This is a genomic window from Pseudomonas abietaniphila (genome assembly GCF_039697315.1).
Taxonomy (GTDB): domain Bacteria; phylum Pseudomonadota; class Gammaproteobacteria; order Pseudomonadales; family Pseudomonadaceae; genus Aquipseudomonas; species Aquipseudomonas abietaniphila_B.
The window spans coordinates 1394803-1415108 of record NZ_CP155619.1 but is presented as its reverse complement, the minus strand read 5'-3'; the positions used below and the strand labels follow the sequence as shown (position 1 = coordinate 1415108).

Sequence of the window (20306 nt, the reverse complement as noted above, 5' to 3'; positions counted from 1 at the left end):
CAGATTGTTTGACCGTGCCAGGAATCAACAGTCGGCGTGTGGGTCGATAGGAAGGAGTTTGAACTCTTGTTTGAGGGAAGCATGGAGAGAGTACGCGTTTTGCTGGTGGGATTGCCCCGTCGTAAGAAGCGCATAATCCAGGTTGCCACCGACATCTGTCTGGTGTGGTTTGCACTATGGATGGCCTTTGTGGTTCGACTAGGGATTGATGACCTCATCAACCCGCTTGAAATCCATACGTGGTTATTTATCAGTGCTCCCGTCATCGCAATCCCTCTCTTCGTCCGGATTGGCATGTACCGCGCCGTCATGCGCTACTTCGGCAATGACGCGCTGGTTGCAATCATCAAGGCGGTCAGTCTTTCCGCGTTGATCCTGGGCGTCGTCGTTTATCTCTACAGCAATCACCAGCACGTCGTACCTCGCTCGGTGATGTTCAACTACTGGTGGCTGAGCCTGATCATGATTGGCGGTCTGCGTCTCGCCATGCGCCAGTATTTTATGGGTGACTGGTTTGCTGCCGCGCAGCACATGCCGTTCACCAGCCGAGATGACGGTCTGCCCAGAGTGGCCATTTATGGGGCCGGGGCGGCGGGCAACCAGCTGGTGGCCGCCCTCAGAATGGGCCGTTCAATGCGCCCGGTGGCCTTCATCGATGACGATGACTCGATTTCCAATCGGGTGATCTCCGGCCTGCAGGTTTACAAACCCAAGCACATCCAGCAAATGATCGATGTGACCGGCGCGCAGGAAATCCTGTTGGCGATTCCGTCTTCCGCGAGAACGCGTCGCCGGGAAATCCTCGGGTTTCTGGAAGGCTTTCCGCTGCATGTGCGCAGTGTCCCGAACTTCTCGGACCTGGCCGCCGGCCGGGTCAAAGTGGACGATCTGCAGGAAGTGGACATCGCGGACCTGCTGGGTCGCGACTCGGTTCCCGCGCAGGAAGAGCTGCTGGAGCACTGCATCAAGAACCAATGCGTGCTGGTGACAGGGGCGGGCGGCTCGATCGGTTCGGAGTTGTGTCGACAGATCGTCATGCTCAAGCCCACGACGCTGCTGCTGCTGGACCACAGCGAATTCAATCTCTACACCATCCTTTCCGAGTTGGAGCGCCGCATCGAGCGTGAATCGCTCAAGGTGAAGGTCCTGCCGATCCTTGGCTCCGTGCGCAACCATTCCAAGTTGCTGGATGTCATGAAGACCTGGCGTGTCAACACGGTCTACCACGCAGCCGCTTATAAGCATGTGCCGATGGTCGAGCACAATATCGCCGAGGGCGTTATGAATAACGTTGTCGGCACGCTGAACGCGGCGCAGGCAGCGCTCCAGGCAGGCGTTGCCAACTTTGTGCTGATCTCTACCGACAAGGCGGTGCGGCCTACCAACATCATGGGCAGCACGAAGCGCCTGGCTGAACTGATTCTTCAAGCCTTGAGCCGAGAAGCGGCTCCGGTGATGTTCGGTGACCGTGCAAACGTGCATCAGGTTAACAAGACGCGGTTCATCATGGTGCGCTTTGGCAATGTGCTGGGTTCGTCCGGGTCGGTGATCCCGTTGTTCCACCAGCAGATCAAGTCCGGTGGGCCGTTGACGGTGACGCACCCCAAGATCACTCGTTATTTCATGACCATTCCGGAAGCGGCTCAGTTGGTGATCCAGGCCGGCTCCATGGGGCAGGGCGGCGATGTGTTCGTGCTCGACATGGGCGAGCCTGTGCGGATTATCGAACTGGCTGAGAAAATGGTTCATCTGTCCGGCTTGAGCATTCGCTCCGAGAAGAACCCCCATGGCGACATTTCCATTGAGTTCACCGGCCTGCGGCCCGGCGAGAAGCTCTACGAAGAGTTACTGATTGGCGATAACGTGGCGGTCACCAGCCATCCGATGATCATGAGTGCCCAGGAAGATTACCTGTCGTGGGATGCGTTCAAGCAGAGCTTGTCGCATTTGCTCAAGGCACTGGATGAAGACGACTACAACAGGGTCCGTCAGATACTGAGCGATACGGTCAGCGGGTATGCGCCCGAGGGCGATATCGTGGACTGGATTCATCAGCAACGTCGTAACGAACCGTGAAGCTTTAAGCCTGCGAAATCTTTGCTAACGCACCCGTCTCGCTCGTTCATTGGCCCTGACCCCTGGTTTTACAGGGGCGCAGCGCACCAAACATCTCGTCACCTTTCCCGGCATTGACGCTCCTTGAGCATCGTCTAGGTTTGGGTGGCAGCTCAGGAAAAGCTGCTACCCACTCACGATGTCATGGAGCATTACTCATGCGTAGAACCTATCTTTCCTCTCTGCTCTTCGCCCTGCTCACCAGCACCTCGATAGCCGTCACGGCCGCACCCGCTGCGCCCGCGAACGCTGCTCAACCCGTTGTCGCATCGGCATCCGCCGAGGTGGGCGCCAAGGTCAATATCAATACGGCCGGTGCAGACACGTTGCAAAAGGAGTTGTCCGGTATTGGCGCAGGTAAAGCAGCGGCGATCGTCGCGTATCGCGATGAAAACGGGGCGTTTACCTCGGTGGATGAATTGATTGAGGTCAAGGGCATCGGTAAAGCCTTGCTGGACAAGAATCGCGAGAAGCTCGCCATCGATTGACCCGCCCATGGCACAGAAAGACCGATCAATGATCGGTCTTTTTTTGCCTGTCGTTTGGCGGCAGAAAAGCAGTCCGGGATTCGGGTGCTTGACAATAAAAATGACACCTACCATATAATCTGTAAAATTACGGGCGTAATATGTTCCGGTTGCTACTCTCAATGTCCACGGAGAAATGCTCATGAGCACTACTAACACTCAAGGTACAGCCCTGATCACCGGCGCTTCGTCAGGCATCGGCGCCACCTACGCTGATCGTTTGGCCAAGCGCGGTTTCGATCTGCTCCTGGTCGCACGGGATCAAGCGCGTCTGGAGGCGCTTGCCGCCGAGTTGCGCACAAAGACGTCGGCCAAGGTCGAGGTGCTTAAGGCTGATCTGACTGACGCGTCGGACGTTTCCAAGCTTGAGCAACGCTTGCGCACCGACGCGTCGATCACGCTGCTGTTGAACAACGCGGGGGTCGCGTCGAACAGTGCCCTGGCTGAGGCTGACATGGGCGAGGTTGATCGTCTGATTCAGTTGAACATCGTCGCCTTGACTCATTTGGCGTCTGCTGCCGCTGCGGGCTTTGTCACCCGTGGTCGCGGTGCGATCGTGAACATTGCGTCGGTGGTGCCGATGATTCCAGAGCGCTTCAACGCGGTGTACACCGCAAGCAAAGCGTATGTGCTGAGCTTGACGCAATCGCTGAACGCGGAGATCGGTGAGAAGGGTGTTCAAGTTCAGGCCGTGATGCCGGGCGCGACGCGTACCGAGATCTGGGAGCGCGCAGGCATGGACCTCAGTGCCTTTCCGCCTGAAATGGTGATGGACGTCAACGAAATGGTCGACGCTGCACTGGCCGGCTTCGATCAAAAGGAACTTGTGACCATTCCATCGCTGTCCAACGCCGCAGACTGGGATGCGTTTGTGAATGCTCGTCTGGCCTTGGGTCCGAATCTGTCGTTGCAGCACGCGGCAGCCCGCTACAAAACGCCAGGTGCTTGAGTCCGCACCTGTGAATGTCCTGAATGTTGAAAAGGTGAGCGCATGAGCGAACGTCGCATCGTAGTGACGGGGATGGGGCTGGTTACGCCTTTGGGAACCGGTGTCGAAGCTGTCTGGCGCCGGTTGCTCGAGGGCCGCTCCGGCATCGTACAGTTGCCTGACGAAACCGTGGCCGATTTGCCGGGAAAGGTCGGCGGACTCGTGCCGATGATGGCCGACGATCCCGAAGCGGGATTTGACGCCGACGCCGCGGCGCCGCCCAAAGAACAGAAGAAGATGGACCGCTTCATCCTGTTCGCCCTTGGAGCTGCTCAGCAGGCCGTGGCGCAAGCAGGATGGTCACCATCGACCGATGAAGAGCGCGAGCGCACGGCGACCATTATCGGTTCTGGCGTCGGCGGTTTCGTCTCGATTGCAGACGCGGTACGTACGAGTGATACGCGTGGGCCACGTCGCTTGTCGCCGTTCACCATCCCATCGTTTCTGGTCAACCTGGCGGCCGGGCATGTGTCGATTCAGCACGGTTTCAAAGGTCCGCTTGGCGCACCCGTGACGGCCTGTGCGGCCGGTGTACAAGCGATTGGCGATGCTGCGCGGATGATTCAGGCCGGTGAGGCTGATATTGCGATCGCGGGCGGTGCCGAGGCCTGTATCGACCGCGTGGCCTTGGGCGGTTTCGCCGCAGCCCGTGCGCTGTCGAGCGGCTTTAACGACACCCCGGAACGTGCCTCGCGCCCGTTCGATCGTGATCGCGACGGTTTCGTGATGGGCGAGGGTGCCGGCATTGTCGTCATCGAAACGCTGGAACACGCATTGGCGCGTGGCGCCAAGCCGATCGTCGAGCTGGTCGGGTACGGCACCAGTGCCGACGCCTATCACCTCACGGCCGGACCTGAGGACGGCAGCGGAGCGCGGCGCGCGATGCAGGCGGCGATTCGTCAGGCTGGCATCAAGGCGTCGGACATTCAGCACTTGAATGCGCATGCCACGTCGACCCCGGTCGGTGACAAAGGCGAGATGGCGGCGATCAAGACGGTGTTCGGGGATCAGAACGGAGTGGCGGTGACGTCAACCAAATCGGCCACCGGGCACTTGTTGGGTGCGGCAGGCGGTATCGAAGCCATCTTCACCGCGTTGGCGATACGTGACCAGATCGCACCGATGACGCTGAATCTCGACAACCCGGATGAAGCGGCTGCCGGCATCGACATCGTCCATGGCAAGGCCCGTCCGATGAAGATCGAGTACGCGCTGTCGAACGGGTTCGGATTCGGCGGCGTCAACGCGAGCGTGCTGTTCCGTCGCTATCAGGCGTGAACCTGTAAAACAGAAAGCCCCTGTCGGTGACGGCAGGGGCTTTTTTATTTCAGGCTTCGTTGATTTGCTGCTTGAGCTGTTCGCGCGTGGTTTGCAGGATCCGCTCGGCCAATGCCGGATCTTTCGCACTGCGAGCGAGCACCAGTGCACCGACCAGGCTCGACATCATCATCACGCTCTTGTCGCTGTTCTCCTTCCCGGGGGGCAGGCCCGCTTCGAGTGTCGCCAGCATGCGGCCGATCAGCTCGTCGGTGATTTCGCTCGGCTGACCGCGCTGGCCCAGTTCCGATGACATGGTGGGCAACGGGCACCCACGCTCAGGTTCGCTGCGATGCTGAGGCGAAAGGTAGAGGTCGATGAAGGCCTCTGCGGAATGGTCACCGGCCAACTTGGCTTCCCGCGACTCGTTCAGCTGATCCACAGCGCAACGCAGGGCCTTCTCGACCAGGTCATCCTTGGATTTGAAATGGGCATAAAAACCGCCATGGGTCAGGCCCAATGCCTTCATCAGTGGCTGCAAACCGGTTGCGCCGATGCCGTCGCGACGAAAGCGTGACGCGGCTTCGTGGAGGATGCGCTGATGGGTTTGGGCTTTGTGATCTTCGGCGTAACGCATTGAACGAGCCTCCTGACTATGGCTCTTGAAATGGTGATCGACATTTTTACACGTATGACATGTCGGTGCAGTATCCACTTTTCGGGCCAGGTTGCCATTGGTCAGAAGGTCACAGGTTCAAAGGCTTATTTGGGCCCCATCATTTTGGCCAGCACCTCGGGTCGTGGCGCGCCCTGTTGCTGCTGCACGTTGCCGTTCTCATCCTTGTAGAAAATCGATGGCGTAGCCGAAAGGCCCATGTCTTCCATCAATTTCATGTTGGCATCGAGCTTGGCCTGGATGTCTTTCGGGATTTTATCCAGTGCCTTGAGCGTGCTGCTACTGCCGGCCTGCTCATGCTTTTGCAGCGCGACTTCAGGGTTGGCATCGGACATCAGGGCCGCGGCCTTGGCGGCGCTGTCTTCACGAATGACCCCGACCATGATGTGGCGCAACTGCACTTTGCCCGACTTGACCCACGGCCGTGCCTGTTCCCAAAACATGTTGCAGTAGGGGCAGTTGGCGTCGCTGAACAGATAGATCACCTTGGGCGCGGTCTTGGCCCCGTCGGCGATCCAGGTGCTGCTCTCCATCTGAGTCCACATCGCCTTGGTCATGGGCTCATACACCAGTTTCTGCAGCGGGGCTTCGCTCAGGTCCTGGCCGTTCTCGTCGAACAAATTTCCGGCCAGCACATGTTTGCCGTCGGGCGTCAGGTACAGCGCCATGCCTTGTTTCTGATATTCGGCGGCAAACCCTCTGAGGCCGCCCGGCGCGTCGAAACTCCCTTTGATGGTCGCGCCCTTGGCCTCCAGCGCCTTGATCGGGCCGGGCAGTTCTTCGGCTTGCAGAAGCGGACTTTGCAGCGCAAGCAGGCTGGCGGCGGCCAGAATGGAGAGATTCAAACGTCGAGTGAATTGCGCCTTCATAGAGGGCTCCTTGAGGAGGAAACAGGTGTTGCCGTTTCACCGAGGCTGTCCAGAGAACGCTTCAGGCTGGCGTTGGAAAGTTCGCCCAGATGGCTGCCGAGCAGGCGGCCGTCAGGACGGTAGAAAAGGGTGGTGGGCAACGCGGCCGAACCGACCTGTTGCGCCAGTTCGCCATGGCCGTCGAACAAGACGTTGTCCAGATGCAGACCTTGGCTCGTGAAGAAAGTCGCGACCTCGCGAGGGCTTTCTGCCTGATTGACGAAGAGGAACGTCACGTCAGGATTGGCCTGTTGCGCAGCCTGCAACACGGGCATCTCGCGCCGGCAGGGCGGGCACCACGTGGCCCAGAGGTTGATGACCAGCGGTCTGCCCCGATAGTCGCTCAGGAGCACGGGTTCACCGGCGGCATTGCGCAAGGTCAGGCCCGGGAGGTGCGCGTCCTGGTGTTGGGCGCTCAGGCCCAGATTGGCCAGCCACCAGAACAGCAACCCACTCGCCACGCCCAGGCCCATCGGGATTCGCAATGCAGGTTGCTTCCAGGCTCGCAGCACGGCGCCGGTCAGGACGGCAATCACGCCGGGCCAGACCCAAAAACCGCCATCACGGATGTCGAAGACGCTCAGCAGACTGCTTCGGTACTGCGACCAGTAGGCAATCACGAAAGCAAGTCTGGCCACCACCAACCCGAGCACAAAAAGACCGAACAGCTCGCGTTCAGGATTGATGCGTTGTCGGCGCCCGCTGATCCAGCCCACCACGGTCGCCAGCGCCAGGGCGACGAGCAGTAGCAGGTGGTTCATTGCCAGGGCAAAGGGGCCGAGGGAGAAGCTGAGCATCAGCCGCGCTCCCGAGTGGTCTGCCATTGCTCGACAAATTGCGTGTCGTCTACTTCGCCGGTGATGCGTCGCTCGCGCCGCTCGCTTCCATCAGGGCCCAGCCACAGCATCGTGGGCGGTCCGGGCACTTGATAGCGTTTGAGCAGGGCTCGGCTGGCATCGTTATCGACGGTCACGTCCAGTCGCAGCAAACGCACGCCGTTCAATGCCTGAATCACATCGCCTTTACCGAAGACGTTCTTCTCCATGATCTTGCAGGATACGCACCAGTCGGCGTAATAGTCCACGAGCACCCACTGACCTTCAGCCTGCGCGGAGGCGAGCTCGCGGTCCAGTACGGCGGGATCCTTGATCGTCAGAAAAGCATCGTGCCGTTCGCTGTCGCCCTGCGAACGTGAACCACTGTAGATCTTCAACGGCTGCCACGGATCGTCGCCGCCAGCGCCTGCGCCAATCAGCATCATTGCGCCCCACAGGCCAACCGCCAGACCGAACGGGGCGCAAATCTGTGCGGCGCGCTTGAGCGCTCGCGTCTGAACGATCGCGCTGTAGGCAACGATCAGCAACAACACGCCGAACAGCGCCAACCAGTGGGGCTCAGCCAGCAATGGCCGGATCATGAACAGCGCAGTGCCCAGCAACAAGAAGCCGAAGACGCCTTTGACCAGGTCCATCCACGCGCCCGGTTTGGGCAGGAAACGGTTGCCAACGGTGACGACCAGCAAGAGCGGTAAGCCGATGCCCAGCCCCAGCACAAAGAGTATGAGGCCGCCGTGCAGGGCGTTTCCGCTTTGCGCAATGTAGAGCAGGGTGCCCGCCAGAGGCGCTGTCATGCACGGACCGACCATCAGCCCCGACAACGCGCCCAACATACCCGCGCCGAGCAAACTGCCGCCCTGACGCTGGCGACCGGCGGTCTCCAGGCGATCGCGCAGGAAACCAGGCAGTTGCAGCTCGAAGAAGCCGAACATCGGCAGCGAAAGAATGACGAACAGCCCCGCAAAACTGCCCAGCAGCCACGGCTGTTGAAGGGTCGATTGCAGATTGCCGCCCAGCAGCGCCGCGATCACACCGAGGCCCGCGTAGATCATCGCCATGCTCAGCACGTACACGCCCGCCAAGGCCAACCCTCTGCGCGGCCCGGCACCGCTCCCGACGACGACGCCCGCCAGGATCGGCAGCATCGGCAACGAGCACGGGGTGAACGCCAGCAGCAGTCCCAATCCGAAGAAGATCAACAGGCTCCAGCCCAGCGAACGCTCCTGAAGCGTACTCGCCAGTGCCTGGTCCTGCGCCTGGCCGTTAACGACCTTCACGGCGGCGTCGCCCAGATCGATCACTTGGCTTTGCGGCGGATAACACAAACCGGCATCGGCGCATCCCTGCCAACCGACCTTGACCTGACCGTGGGCAGATGCCGGAATCACCAGTTCGAGGCCTTGGCGGTACACCTGTTGTCGCCCGAAATATTCGTCGTTATGGTCTTCGCCAACCGGTAGCGCGGGTTGCTGATTGGCGCTCAGGCCCTCGAATTTCAGGCGCTTCTGGTAAAGGTAATAGCCATCAGCAATTTGCCAGTACAGCCGGGTTTCGCCGGACTCCAGGCGTTCCGAACTGAACATGAAGGCCTGTCCGACCTCCAGGAATTCCGGCTTCTTGAACAGGTCCCCGCCGGGCAGCGCGTTCGCCAGCAACGGAAACAACATCAGCATCAGTACCAACAACTTGCGCATGCACACACCCGGCAGATCATGAATGAAGCGAGGGTGACGGGCGGTGATTAAGGGCCGATTAACGGCGTGTCGGCCCCTTTGCAGGTGCCTGAGTCTGATCGTTCCCACGCTCCGCGTGGTAATGCCTCCGCCGACGCTCCGCGTCGAACGATCAACAGCAGATATTTCCTGGCTGCTGCATAATCCGCCGTTAATCCCGGACTGTTTCAATCGCCTTTTTTTCGAGGCCGCTTCATGCACGTATTGCTCTGTGAAGACGACGACCTGATTGCCAGCGGCATCGTGGCCGGGCTCGATGCCCAAGGCCTGACCGTGGACCGTGTGGCGACCGCCTCTGCGGCGCGCGCCATGCTGGCGGCAGCGCATTTCGACGTCATGGTCCTGGACCTCGGCTTGCCCGACGAAGACGGGCTCAAGCTGCTGCGCCAATTACGCCATCAGGGCACCGACATTCCGGTCCTGATCCTCACCGCGCGCGACACCGTCACCGATCGGGTCGATGGTCTGCAGGCCGGTGCCGACGACTACCTGCTCAAACCGTTCGATCTGCGCGAGCTCAGTGCCCGCCTGCACACTCTGGTCCGGCGCATGGCCGGGCGCAGCGTCAACGTGATCGAGCATGGCGCCTTGACCTACGACCCGAGCAGTCGTGAAACCCGTCTCGCCGGCCAGCCCGTGGACCTGTCGCGGCGCGAGCAGGCGTTGCTTCAGGCGTTGCTCAACAACCACGGGCGGGTGCTGTCCAGCGAACAACTCAAAGACTGCGTCTACGGTTTTGGCGACGAGGTCGAAAGCAACGCCCTCAACGTTCATATTCACCACCTGCGACGCAAGCTGGGCGGCGGCATCATCGAAACCGTTCGCGGCCTGGGTTATCGACTTGGCCCCGCCGGTGAACCCCCGGAGCATCACGGATGATGAGCTTGAGAACACGCCTGAGCCTGATCCTCGGCTCGGCGTTCATCGTGATCTGGGTGCTGGCCGCAGCCTGGATGCTGCGTGACTTGCGCACGCAGATGATGGAGTCACTGGATCAGCGCCTCGAAGCGTCGGCGCGCATGGTCGCCGGGCTGCTTGAACAGATTCAGATGCCCGCCGACGCCGAAGGCCGTTCGCTGCGAGCCGGTGAGTTGAGCATTCCCAACGGCATGGCCTGTCAGCTCAGCTCGTTGCGCGGACAGGTCCTGGCAAGGACCGACAGCTCGCCCGCTGAGCCGTTGAAAGCGGATTCCAGCGGGTTCCACGACCAGATGATCAACAACGAACACTGGCGCGTGTACACCATGATGCACGGCAACGTACGGGTAAGCACCGCGGACCGGCAGATCGAGCGCGACGTGCTGGGCCACTCGGTGTTGCTGGCCGCCTCGGTGCCGGTGCTGGTGGCGTTGTTCGGCAGCCTGATTCTGGTCTGGTTCGGCATTGGTCGCGGGCTCGCGCCGCTCAACCGAATGCGTGACGCCTTGAACCGCCACAGCGCGGACTCGGTCGAGCCGCTGGATGTGCCCAACCTGCCGAGCGAGTTGCAGCCGCTGCTCAAGAGCCAGAACCAGCTGTTCCAACGCATCGCCCAGACACTGGAGCGCGAGCGCCGGCTGACCGGCGATGCGGCGCACGAGTTGCGCAGCCCGTTGACCGCGATCAAGACCCACCTGCAAGTGGCGCGCATGACCGAGGGCGAGAAGCGCGACAGGGCGCTTGCACACGCCGAAGAGGGCGCCGATCGCATGCACCGCACCCTTGAGCAGCTTCTGTTGCTGGCGCGGGTGGAGGGCAGTCTGTCGTTCGATGATGGCGTGCAGTGCGATGCCGAGAACGTCGCGCGGCTGGCGATTCACGACGCCAACCACGGCGATGATGAGCGCATCGAACTGATTCTGCCGTCGCAGTTATCCACAGCGCCCGTGGAAATGCCGGCAGCGCTGGCCGTCGCGGCCTTGCGTAACTTGCTGGACAACGCGCTGCGCCACACGCAACCCGGCGCACGGGTGGAGTTGAGCCTGGAAACGTTCGACGGCCAGGCACATTTCCGGGTGCGCGATTACGGCCCCGGCATTCCCGAACCCGATCTGGACAAGCTGACCCAGCGCTTCTGGCGAAATGGCAAAAGCCCTGGCGCCGGGCTCGGCTTGGCGATCGTTCAGGCCATCGTCCAGCGCTGCGCATGCTCGTTGAAGTTCGACAGCCGCAGCGACGGGTTGCGGGTTGAGTTGAGCGTGCCGCTGCGAAGAGTGCAGTGATCCATGGGCATGCGGACTGAACGGTGGTGCGAATTCACTCACGATGCATGGCGTCACGCGACTTTGGCTGACTCAAGCTTGTCTGCAGAGACTCTCTCGGCGATCGTGTGCGTCGCAACTACGGATGCACCATTTTTAAGCTGCGAGCGAGGTCCCTCTGGATTTCCGGGTATCTGTCCAGCGCTCGCCTGACATTTGTTGGCGAGATCATTGTGGAGAAACGACGTTTTAGAAATGGGTGCCTACCCTGAACATCAGCGCATTTGATCTGGAATCGTCACCCATCCCGTAGGAGCCTTGGTAGGTCACTCCGGTCGTCACACCTGACTTCAAAGCGAAGTCGACCCCCATCGCCAACGTCATCGTGTTCTCGCTCTGCCCAATAGTCGAGATCGAGTAGGTCGAGTCGCTGATGTCGGCGTACCCGACCCGTGCCGTGCTGTCCCCGCTAAAGGTATGGCTGTACTCGACACGTCCGCGCAGTGTCATCGCGGCATGCGCTAACGGTATGCCGTACTGCCCGCGCAGGCCGCCAACACCCGAAAGTACCGTCAGGCGCTGGTCGGCATAGGCTAGATCAAAGCTGCCGCTGCCGGTTTCGCGGAAGCCATCCAGCTCTGTCGAAGACACGTCCATTCTTCCGTAGGGGGCCAGTCGCCAGGAAGCGTCTCGGAACTCATACCCGGAACTTAGAGAGGCAAAATATTGGTCCCCGTCTCTCGATCCTCTGGCATAGCCACCGGTGTCAGTCACATAGCGTCGACTGTCGAACGACAAGCTGCTGTAGCCCAGCAACCCGTCAACAAAAATCTGACCCGGGTGGAAGCTCCCGTAAAGAGCCGTGCTGAACGAGTCGCCCTTGCTGCGACTATTCTGGGAGCCGATATCACTGGAGTCTCTGCCGTATCCGAATCCGATGCCAGCGGTAAAAGAGTCCAGGAACAGATAGTCAGCACCGACGCTGATGCCCACCATGGTGCTGTCGAGTTTTACATCGTCACGGTGCGCGTCGCTGACGTTGACGTAGCCGCCACTCCATACCGAAATGTTCCCGTCGCCAAACCAATCGGCGTCCTTTTCTGAGGAAGCCTGTTGCGGCGTTGCTGGCGCACTGGAGGCCTTTAGAGTAGACAGCGCTTGGTACATCTGCGCGGCACTTGTGCTGTCCGTGCGGGACTGACGGGACTGCGGCAAGCCCAGCTGCAGATTGAAACTCCTGTTGCGCCGGCTGTCATTGTCGTGAAGTTGCTCAAGGCGATCATTGAAGTTGTCGATCTGGGCGCGAGCAAATCGTGTTGCGCTCTGCGCCTGGGCAGCGAGCATCCCGATCACTTCCTGATCCTTGCTGGGGTCTGACCGGCCGGTTACCTGTAAGGTAAGACTAATGGGTTGCGAAGTGCCCCAGCGATTGCTCACTGTGTATCGGATGACAACTGCACCGGATGCCTGAGCCGAAGCGAGGAAGGTGAGGTTCAACCCATTGAGTGTGGTCTGGCCCACGGACCTGGGTGGAGTGTTTACCAGTGCCGCGCTCGTGAACGGACCACCGTTGACTGCATCGCTCAGGTTTACCGTGACGGACTGTCCAGCGAGAAGCGAAGCGCTGCGATCGGCGCCGCTTGGGGTAGATCCGCCGATCACGAGGCTGTAACTCATCGTTGCCGAAACACCGAAAGCGTCAGTCACCGCTACAGAGATAGAGGCCGAACTGGCTGCCGAGGGCGTACCGGAAATCGTCCCTGTGGATGGATCGATGTTGAGTCCTGCGGGCAGGCCTGTGGCAGTGAAATGGTAAGGAGCCGTTCCGCCAGAGACGTTCACTGACTGGCTATAACTAGCACCTATTGAGGCGGCTGGCAGCGCACCTGAAGCCGGTAGCACGCTGAGCGTTGGGGCTGTCACGGTGATGTTCACCGTTGCAGCGGATGATGTACCCGTCGCATTGCTGGCTGTGTAGGTAAAACTGTCCGTACCCGAATAACCCGCTGTGGGCGTGTAGATAATCGAAGTGCCGCTTGCCACCGCGCTGCCATGTGCCGGTGCAGAAGCCACTGCTACTGAGGTAGCGGCTGCTCCTGAAAGCGACAGCGTGAGAGGGCTGGCACTGTCCGCGGAAACGGTGGCGGAAACCGGGCCTGCCACTGGGGCCTGTGCGCTGGCGACGTTCAGCGTATAGGTCGCGTTGCCCGTGGCGCCGTGGTTATCCGTGACCGTGACCGAAAGGGTGAAGGTGCCTGGACTACTCGGCGTACCGCTCAGTGCTCCGGTGGAGGAATCGAAAGTCATTCCCGTCGGGTATCCAGCACTGACGTAGCGATAGGGGGCGTTGCCGCCGGAGGCGTGGAACGACTGATTATACGCGCTGCCAACTTGCCCGGCGGGTAGTGCTCCCGCACTTGGCGCCAAGGTCAGAGTAGGCGCCGTGACTGTCAGCATGACTGTCGCGGGGGAAGAGGTGCCGGATGCGTTACTGGCGGTGTAGGTGAAACTGTCTGCACCTGAATAGCCAGCCGTTGGCGTGTAGGTAATTGAAGTGCCGCTCGCCACTGCGGTGCCGTGTGTCGGAGCTGAGGACACTGCTACCGAGGTCGCCGTCCCACCGGACAGCGACAGTGATACGGCGTTGCTGCTATTGGCGGCTACGGTTAGCGAAACCGGGTTTGCGACGGGTAATGCACCGGCAGCAACAGTGAGCGTGTAATTCGCACTTCCTGTAGCGCCATGACTGTCAGTGGCTGTGACTGAAAAGCTATAGGTGCCGGCGCTGGTCGGTACCCCACTGAGCGACCCGGTCGCCGAATCAAGACTCAAGCCGGCAGGAACGACAGAGCCCACATATCCATAGGGGGCAGTACCCCCAGCGGCTGCGAAAGATTGGTTATAGGCGGTTCCCACCTGGCCTGCAGACAGTGTGCCGGACGCAGGGGTCATCACTAACACAGGGGCTGTTACAGTGATCGAGATGGTGGCAGCGCTGGATGTACCAGAACCATTACTGGCGGTGTAAGTAAAACTGTCGGTCCCCGAGTAACCTGCCATCGGTGTATAGGAAATCGATGTGCCGCTGGCTGAAGCCGTGCCGTGTACCGGACCGGATGCAATCGCGACCGACACCGGACTGCCTCCTGAGGTGGAAAGCGTGATGGGATTGCTTGAGCTGTTTGCCGCGACTGTGGACGAAACCGCATTGGCGATCGGCGGGCTGACAGCTCTGGTCACCGTAATGCTGTAGGTGTGAGTGGTGTTGTCTTGTGCCGTGCCCACCACGCTGACGGCGTTGGCGCCTTCGCTCAAGCTGATGGCAGGGGATGCTGCACCCGAAGCAACAGTGTTGCCATTGACTGTGATCGTGGCGTTGCTGTCACGGGCTGTCGGGGTGAACGCGATTGTCGCCACGCTGTTAGGAACAGCGACGTTGTAGCTGTCGGTTCCGGATGAGAATGTCGGCGAAAGCGTCCCGGTTGAAGGGATCAGGCTCGATAGCGTTGCGTCGCTGGACGCTGCCGAACTGCAGGAAATCGTTACAGGGCCAAGATAAGTCCCTGCCTTGACGCTGATGAACAGGCCTGCGCTCAGTTGCGCGGAGGATGCACTGCCCGTGTGATTGCCTGCGCTACCCGTGTTACTTCGGTAGTCATAGTACGCAGCGAAAGTGGTGGGGTTGCGCAGGATCACGGAGTCCGCGCCAGCCGGGTTGCTATTGCCCGCGTTATTGCCGTTATCGTTAAACGTAACGTTCACACTCTCGCCGGAGTCGAACGATGCGGCTGGAAAAGAATGAGAATAGCTAGCGCTCACGCCACTCTGCGCGTTGAGGGTCGAGCAGGCAGACGACAGCGCGTACGCGGATGGAGTACCCAATAGCAAGCATGTACAGACCAGAGCCAAAGATGCCAACGCATCAGTAAATCTGGACCGGGTAAATACGCCGATTGAACTCGGGGTTAATTTCTTCAACATCCATGTCATACGCATTTACATGAACCTGTATCAACTGCAGTTATACAACCAGGGCAACGAATGCACGCGCGCAGCGTCCTGTGTCAGCACGTCAGATTGTCGGCTGAACAGCGTTAACCTTTAGCGACATCCAAGGGGACCGGGGGGGAAGGTTTTGTTCACTATCCTGAGGAGGCGAATAGCGCCGGACGTTTGTTAGCCTGCTCACCCGCTATGCATCAGCGGGGCTGGAAACCGTTCCATAAGATCGTGAAAAAAGCCCAAACCCTGGTGAAACCCGTCGGTAATCTTGTCGCAGTTCCCCGTGCGAAACCTCCGAAACGACGACCATCCCTCCGACAACCCTTTGATTCTGTTCCCTAATCCCGGACAATCGCGCCCCTTTCCCTGTAGAGAACCGGTCAGGGGCGCTGACTGCCGAGCTTTTCGACGCGCTTTTGACCTTGTAGCTATCACCGGCAACGGAGAAATCGACCGGATGAATGATCAGGCCAACAGCGTCGAACAACGCATCGACGCCGCGCCCGCGAGCGTGACGACGGAATTGACCGCATGGAGCCGCCACGACACCACCTGGATGCTCGGGTTGTTTGGCACCGCCATCGGTGCCGGCACATTGTTTCTGCCGATCAACGCAGGCATCGGAGGTTTCTGGCCGCTGCTGATTCTCGCCTTGCTCGCATTCCCCATGACGTTTTACGCGCACCGCGGGCTGACCCGTTTCGTGCTGTCCGGGCGCGCGAGTGCCGACATCACCGAGGTCGTCGAGCAGCACTTCGGCAAGAACGCCGGCGCGCTGATCACATTGCTGTATTTCTTCGCCGTGTTCCCGATTCTGCTGATCTACAGCGTGGCGCTGACCAACACCGTCACCAGCTTCCTCGAACATCAACTTCACGTTCAGCCGCCGCCACGCGCCGTGCTGGCGTTCCTGCTGATCCTGGGCCTTCTGGCCGTGGTGCGGTGCGGCGAGCGACTCATCGTCAAGGCGATGAGCCTGATGGTCTATCCGTTCATCGTCGCGCTGCTGTTCCTGGCGGTGTTCCTGATCCCGCACTGGACCGGCGGCATCCTTTCCACCGCCTCCAGCGTCCCTGCGCCTTCGGCCTTTTTGCGCACGTTGTGGCTGGCGATTCCGGTGATGGTGTTTTCCTTCAACCACTCGCCGATCATTTCCGCGTTCGCGGTCGATCAAAAGCGTCAGTACGGCGAGCAGGCAGAGCAGCGCAGTTCGCAGATCCTCGCTCGCGCCCACGGTTTGATGGTCGTCATGGTGCTGTTCTTCGTCTTCAGTTGCGTGCTGACCCTGTCGCCTGAGCAACTGGCCGAGGCCAAGTCACAGAACCTGTCGATCCTGTCGTATCTGGCCAACCACTTCAGCAACCCGACCATTGCGTTCGCCGCGCCGTTGATCGCGTTCGTGGCAATTACCAAATCGTTCCTGGGTCACTACATCGGTGCCAGCGAAGGTTTGAAAGGCCTGGTGGTGAAGAGCGGGCGTCGTCCGTCGCCACGCACATTGGATCGCCTGACGGCAGCGTTCATGCTGGTGGTCTGCTGGCTGGTGGCAACGCTTAACCCAAGCATCCTCGGCATGATCGAAACCCTCGGCGGCCCGGTCATCGCGGCGCTGCTATTCCTAATGCCGATGTACGCCGTGCGCAAGGTGCCGGCCATGCGTCAGTACGCTGGCAAACTGTCCAACGTGTTCGTGGTGGCGGTGGGTCTGGTGTCGATCTCGGCGCTGGTTTATTCGTTGCTGCCGTAACGGTGGGGTAGGGGATTGGTGCGGTGGTTCAGCTGCATTGATGCTGCATGACACACTGCATTCGCTGCCCTCGTAACCTCGGACGTCTCCTACAGGGGAACGGGTCGATGCGCAAACGTGTGCTCAGACCTCAAACTCGTGGGAGTTAGCTTGCTGACGAATGCGGTGTGTCAGGCATTTGATGTATTGGCTGACCCACCGCGTTCGCGACCGTCGTAACCTCCGATTGCTCCTACAGGGTCCGCGTCATTCCAAAGACTCGGGGACGACGCTGATACTGTGGGAGTTAGCTTGCTGACGAATGCGATGGGTGAACAACATTGAAGCCGCATGACCCACCGCGTTCGCGACCGTCGTAACCTCCGATTGCTCCTACAGGGTCCGCGTCGTTCCAAAGACTCGGGGACGACGCTGATACTGTGGGAGTTAGCTTCTGACGAATGCGATGGGTCAACAACATTGAAGCCGCATGACACACCGCGTTCGCGACCGTCGTAACCTCCGATTGCTCCTACAGGGTGCGCGTCGTTCCAAAGACTCGGGGACGACGCGGATACTGTGGGAGTTAGCTTGCTGACGAATGCGATGGATCAACAACATTGAAGCCGCATGACACTCCGCATTCTCTGCCCTCGTAATCTCGGACTTCTCCTGCAGGTGACGAGTCGAACATCTCACTTGCGCAAGCGGTGATCGTTGCGTTTCATCTTTCGGGTCAGCCAATAGAAACTGCAACTGAACCCCGGAAACATCGCCACCACTTTGCCGCTGCTGTTCTGATACCAGCTGCGGCATCCTCCCCATGACCAGACGGTCTTGGTCATCTCGCGGTGCACGCGGGAGGTGTACGCGGCTTCGGCTTCTTCGCGCACCTCGACGCTTCGCATGCCTTGATCGTTGACGGCGTTGATGCAGGCCATCACGTAACGCATCTGTGCTTCGAGCATGAACAGCGCCGAGGTATGACCGCTGCCGGTATTCGGCCCTGCGAGCACGAACAGGTTGGGAAAGCCCGGCACGCTGGTGCCCAGATAGGCGCGGGGGAACGGCTGCCAGGCATCGTTTAACGATCTGCCGTTCTGACCGATGACGGGGTAAGGGATGGCGTCGTCTGTGGCATTGAAACCCGTGGCCCAGACGATCAGGTCCACGTCGACAGGTTGGCCTTGCGACGTCACGATCCCGGACGCGTCGAGACGCTCGATGCCTTCCGTGTGCAGGGTCACATTGTCCCGGCACAGCGTGGGGTATAACTCGCTGGACAGCACCACGCGTTTGCAGCCCAAGGTGAAGTCGGGAGTTAACTGGCGGCGCAGCTCGGGGTCTTTGACCTGCCGCTCAAGGTGACGTCGGGCCATCCGCTCAAACACGGCGATCCCTGCTTTTGAATACTTTAAACCGATGAAGCGGCTCTCCAGCTTCAGGTAGATCAGGCTGCGCAACAGTCGGTAGAACAGCGGCCACCTGAGCAGTCTGCTCTCAAAGGATTTGAACCGGTGATCGGGCCTGGGCAGCACCCAGTGCGCGGTCCGTTGAAAGACGTGCAAGTGCGAGACCTGCGGTGCGATCGCTGGAATGATCTGCGCCGCACTCGCGCCGTTCCCGACAATCGCCACCCGTTTCCGTCGGTAATCGAAATCGTGTTCCCAGCGATTACTGTGAAAGCTTTTACCCTCGAACAGGTGCATTCCCTCGAACGAGGGGAGTTTCGGCTGGCTCAAGGGGCCGGACGCGTTGATCACGAACTGACCCTGAAACACGCCTTTCGCGGTTTGAACCACCCACTGCCGCGACGCGTCATCCCAGGACATCGACTGGACATCGGCGCCCAGTTCGATCTTTTCCTCCAGCCCGAAGCTGTCGACGACGTGCCGGGTATAGCGATGCAACTCGTCCTGTTCGGCGTACATCTGCGTCCACGGGTAAGGCGCTGACGACAGCGAATAGAGCGGCGAGGGGACATCCACTGCTGCACCGGGGTATGTGTTCTGGCACCAGGTCCCCCCGAAGAAATCGCGTCGTTCCAGCAGACGGAAGTCGGTGATTCCGGCTTGGAGCAGGTTGATTGCTGCGCATTGACCGCCAAACCCGCTGCCAATGATGAGCACCCTGAATGTCTGCACGGCCCGCCTCTTCTCGTTGTTTGCCTGTTCATCTTTGTAGCAGCGTAGCGTGCGCCTCTCTAAAGGGTGCGCGTGTCTTGCTCGCGGCATGAGCCAAGCCATCACAGCCTGCTTCACCGACCGTCTGGAAACACGATCCGCTGCACGGTCCCCGCTTGCGCGGCATGGATGGTGGCAACATGATGTCGCCACCTTCTTGTTCTCTGGAAACCGGTCGACCATGAGTGACGAATCTCTGCCCTCAGGCACTGACAGCGATGTCTACAGAACCCTGCTTGAATCGACAAAGGCCATCCCGTGGCGGATCGACTGGCAGAGCATGACGTTCAGCTACATCGGTCCGCAGATCGAACAATTGCTGGGCTGGGAGCAGGGCAGTTGGGTCGGCATCAATGACTGGGTCGAGCGCATGCACCCGGATGATCGGGATTACGTGGTCAACTTTTGCGTGTCGCAATCCGAGGCCGGTGTCGATCACGAAGCCGATTACCGCGCGTTGACCAAGGACGGCGAATACGTCTGGATCCGCGACGTGGTGCACGTTGTCCGCAAGAACGGCGAAGTCGAGGCGTTGGTCGGCTTCATGTTCGACATCAGCGAGCGCAAAAAGACAGAAGAGCATCTGGTGCGCCTGCAGAAACAACTGGAGGCGTTTTCCTATCAGGACGGCCTGACGGGCATTGCCAACCGGCGGATGTTCGATACCGTGCTTGAGCGTGAGTGGACCAGTGCTCAGGAAACCGGGAAGTCAATGTCGCTGATCATGATGGATATCGACTACTTCAAGCAGTACAACGACCACTACGGCCACATCAAGGGCGATGAGGCGTTGCGCACGGTCGCGAAGACGTTGTCGCAGGCCGCTAATAACCCGCGTGATTTTATCGCCCGTATCGGTGGCGAAGAGTTCGTCTGGCTGCTGCCCGAGACCACGCAGGAGCAGGCACGCAGGGTGGCGGAGAAGTGCATGCAGCTGGTTCGTCAGCAGCAGATTCCCCATGAAAAGTCAGAAGTGTCTCCGCTGCTGACGCTCAGTCTGGGCGTCGGCACCCTGGTTCCCTCGGCTGGGGAAAACGTTGTTTCGTTCATCGAAAAAGTGGATGGCCTGCTGTACCACGTCAAACGCAACGGGCGCATGCGTGCGGAATACGCTGAGTTCTGAGGGGAGAGCTTTCACTTCATGACCAGCGGGTCGTGAATCGACGAGCGGTTCA

At 60.0% G+C, this 20306-nt stretch carries 14 protein-coding genes; 8 read left to right on the top strand and 6 right to left on the bottom strand.

The genetic code is table 11. From position 1 onward, the window contains the following. Positions 1-81: 81 nt before the first annotated feature. The 4 genes from ABDX87_RS06255 to fabF all read left to right on the top strand — a co-directional run bounded on the left by ABDX87_RS06255 (position 82) and on the right by fabF (position 4908). Positions 82-2076, top strand: a complete 1995-nt coding sequence (locus tag ABDX87_RS06255) for a polysaccharide biosynthesis protein (RefSeq protein ID WP_346832094.1) — start codon at positions 82-84, stop codon at positions 2074-2076. A 197-nt stretch (positions 2077-2273) separates the two neighbouring features. After that, positions 2274-2603 (top strand): ComEA family DNA-binding protein, encoded by a 330-nt coding sequence (locus ABDX87_RS06250; RefSeq protein ID WP_346832093.1) that lies wholly within the window; start codon positions 2274-2276, stop codon positions 2601-2603. A gap of 181 nt (positions 2604-2784) precedes the next feature. Beyond that, positions 2785-3591, top strand: coding sequence for an SDR family NAD(P)-dependent oxidoreductase (locus tag ABDX87_RS06245; protein WP_346832092.1), 807 nt, complete (start codon positions 2785-2787; stop codon positions 3589-3591). A gap of 42 nt (positions 3592-3633) precedes the next feature. After that, the gene (gene fabF / locus ABDX87_RS06240) at positions 3634-4908 is read left to right on the top strand and encodes a beta-ketoacyl-ACP synthase II (RefSeq protein WP_346832091.1); all 1275 of its coding nucleotides are present in this window, start codon (positions 3634-3636) and stop codon (positions 4906-4908) included. 49 nt (positions 4909-4957) lie between these two features. Here the strand turns inward: fabF and ABDX87_RS06235 are convergent, their stop codons facing one another. From ABDX87_RS06235 to dsbD, 4 genes are all read right to left on the bottom strand, one after another. Continuing rightward, positions 4958-5524, bottom strand: coding sequence for a TetR/AcrR family transcriptional regulator (locus ABDX87_RS06235; RefSeq protein ID WP_346832090.1), 567 nt, complete (start codon positions 5522-5524; stop codon positions 4958-4960). A 125-nt stretch (positions 5525-5649) separates the two neighbouring features. Then, positions 5650-6408, bottom strand: coding sequence for a thiol:disulfide interchange protein DsbG (dsbG, locus tag ABDX87_RS06230; RefSeq protein WP_431061314.1), 759 nt, complete (start codon positions 6406-6408; stop codon positions 5650-5652). Positions 6409-6428: 20 nt separating this feature from the next. Continuing rightward, positions 6429-7268, bottom strand: coding sequence for a TlpA disulfide reductase family protein (locus ABDX87_RS06225; protein ID WP_346832088.1), 840 nt, complete (start codon positions 7266-7268; stop codon positions 6429-6431). Then, entirely contained in the window at positions 7268-9001 is a 1734-nt protein-coding gene (dsbD, locus tag ABDX87_RS06220; RefSeq protein WP_346832087.1) for a protein-disulfide reductase DsbD, read from the bottom strand. Before dsbD ends, ABDX87_RS06225 begins: the two co-directional genes overlap by 1 nt. A gap of 234 nt (positions 9002-9235) precedes the next feature. Between dsbD and ABDX87_RS06215 the strand changes: the two genes are divergently transcribed. Both ABDX87_RS06215 and ABDX87_RS06210 read left to right on the top strand, forming a co-directional pair. Next, positions 9236-9919 (top strand): response regulator, encoded by a 684-nt coding sequence (locus tag ABDX87_RS06215; protein WP_346832086.1) that lies wholly within the window; start codon positions 9236-9238, stop codon positions 9917-9919. Further along, positions 9916-11241, top strand: coding sequence for an ATP-binding protein (locus tag ABDX87_RS06210; protein ID WP_346832085.1), 1326 nt, complete (start codon positions 9916-9918; stop codon positions 11239-11241). The genes ABDX87_RS06215 and ABDX87_RS06210 overlap by 4 nt, the downstream gene beginning before the upstream one ends. 228 nt (positions 11242-11469) lie before the next feature. Here ABDX87_RS06210 and ABDX87_RS06205 read toward each other — a convergent pair whose 3' ends face one another. Then, a complete protein-coding gene (locus tag ABDX87_RS06205) occupies positions 11470-14982 on the bottom strand; it encodes an autotransporter domain-containing protein (protein ID WP_346832084.1) in 3513 nt (1170 codons plus the stop codon). 697 nt (positions 14983-15679) lie between these two features. Between ABDX87_RS06205 and ABDX87_RS06200 the strand changes: the two genes are divergently transcribed. Further along, complete coding sequence (locus ABDX87_RS06200; RefSeq protein WP_346832083.1) at positions 15680-16969, top strand: serine/threonine transporter; 1290 nt, start codon at positions 15680-15682, stop codon at positions 16967-16969. 674 nt (positions 16970-17643) lie between these two features. Here the strand turns inward: ABDX87_RS06200 and ABDX87_RS06195 are convergent. Beyond that, on the bottom strand, positions 17644-19092 hold the full coding sequence (locus ABDX87_RS06195; protein WP_346832081.1) for a flavin-containing monooxygenase: 1449 nt from the start codon (positions 19090-19092) through the stop codon (positions 17644-17646). A gap of 220 nt (positions 19093-19312) precedes the next feature. Here ABDX87_RS06195 and ABDX87_RS06190 point away from each other — a divergent pair, with 220 nt between their 5' ends. After that, complete coding sequence (locus ABDX87_RS06190; RefSeq protein ID WP_346832080.1) at positions 19313-20254, top strand: sensor domain-containing diguanylate cyclase; 942 nt, start codon at positions 19313-19315, stop codon at positions 20252-20254. Positions 20255-20306: the final 52 nt, after the last annotated feature.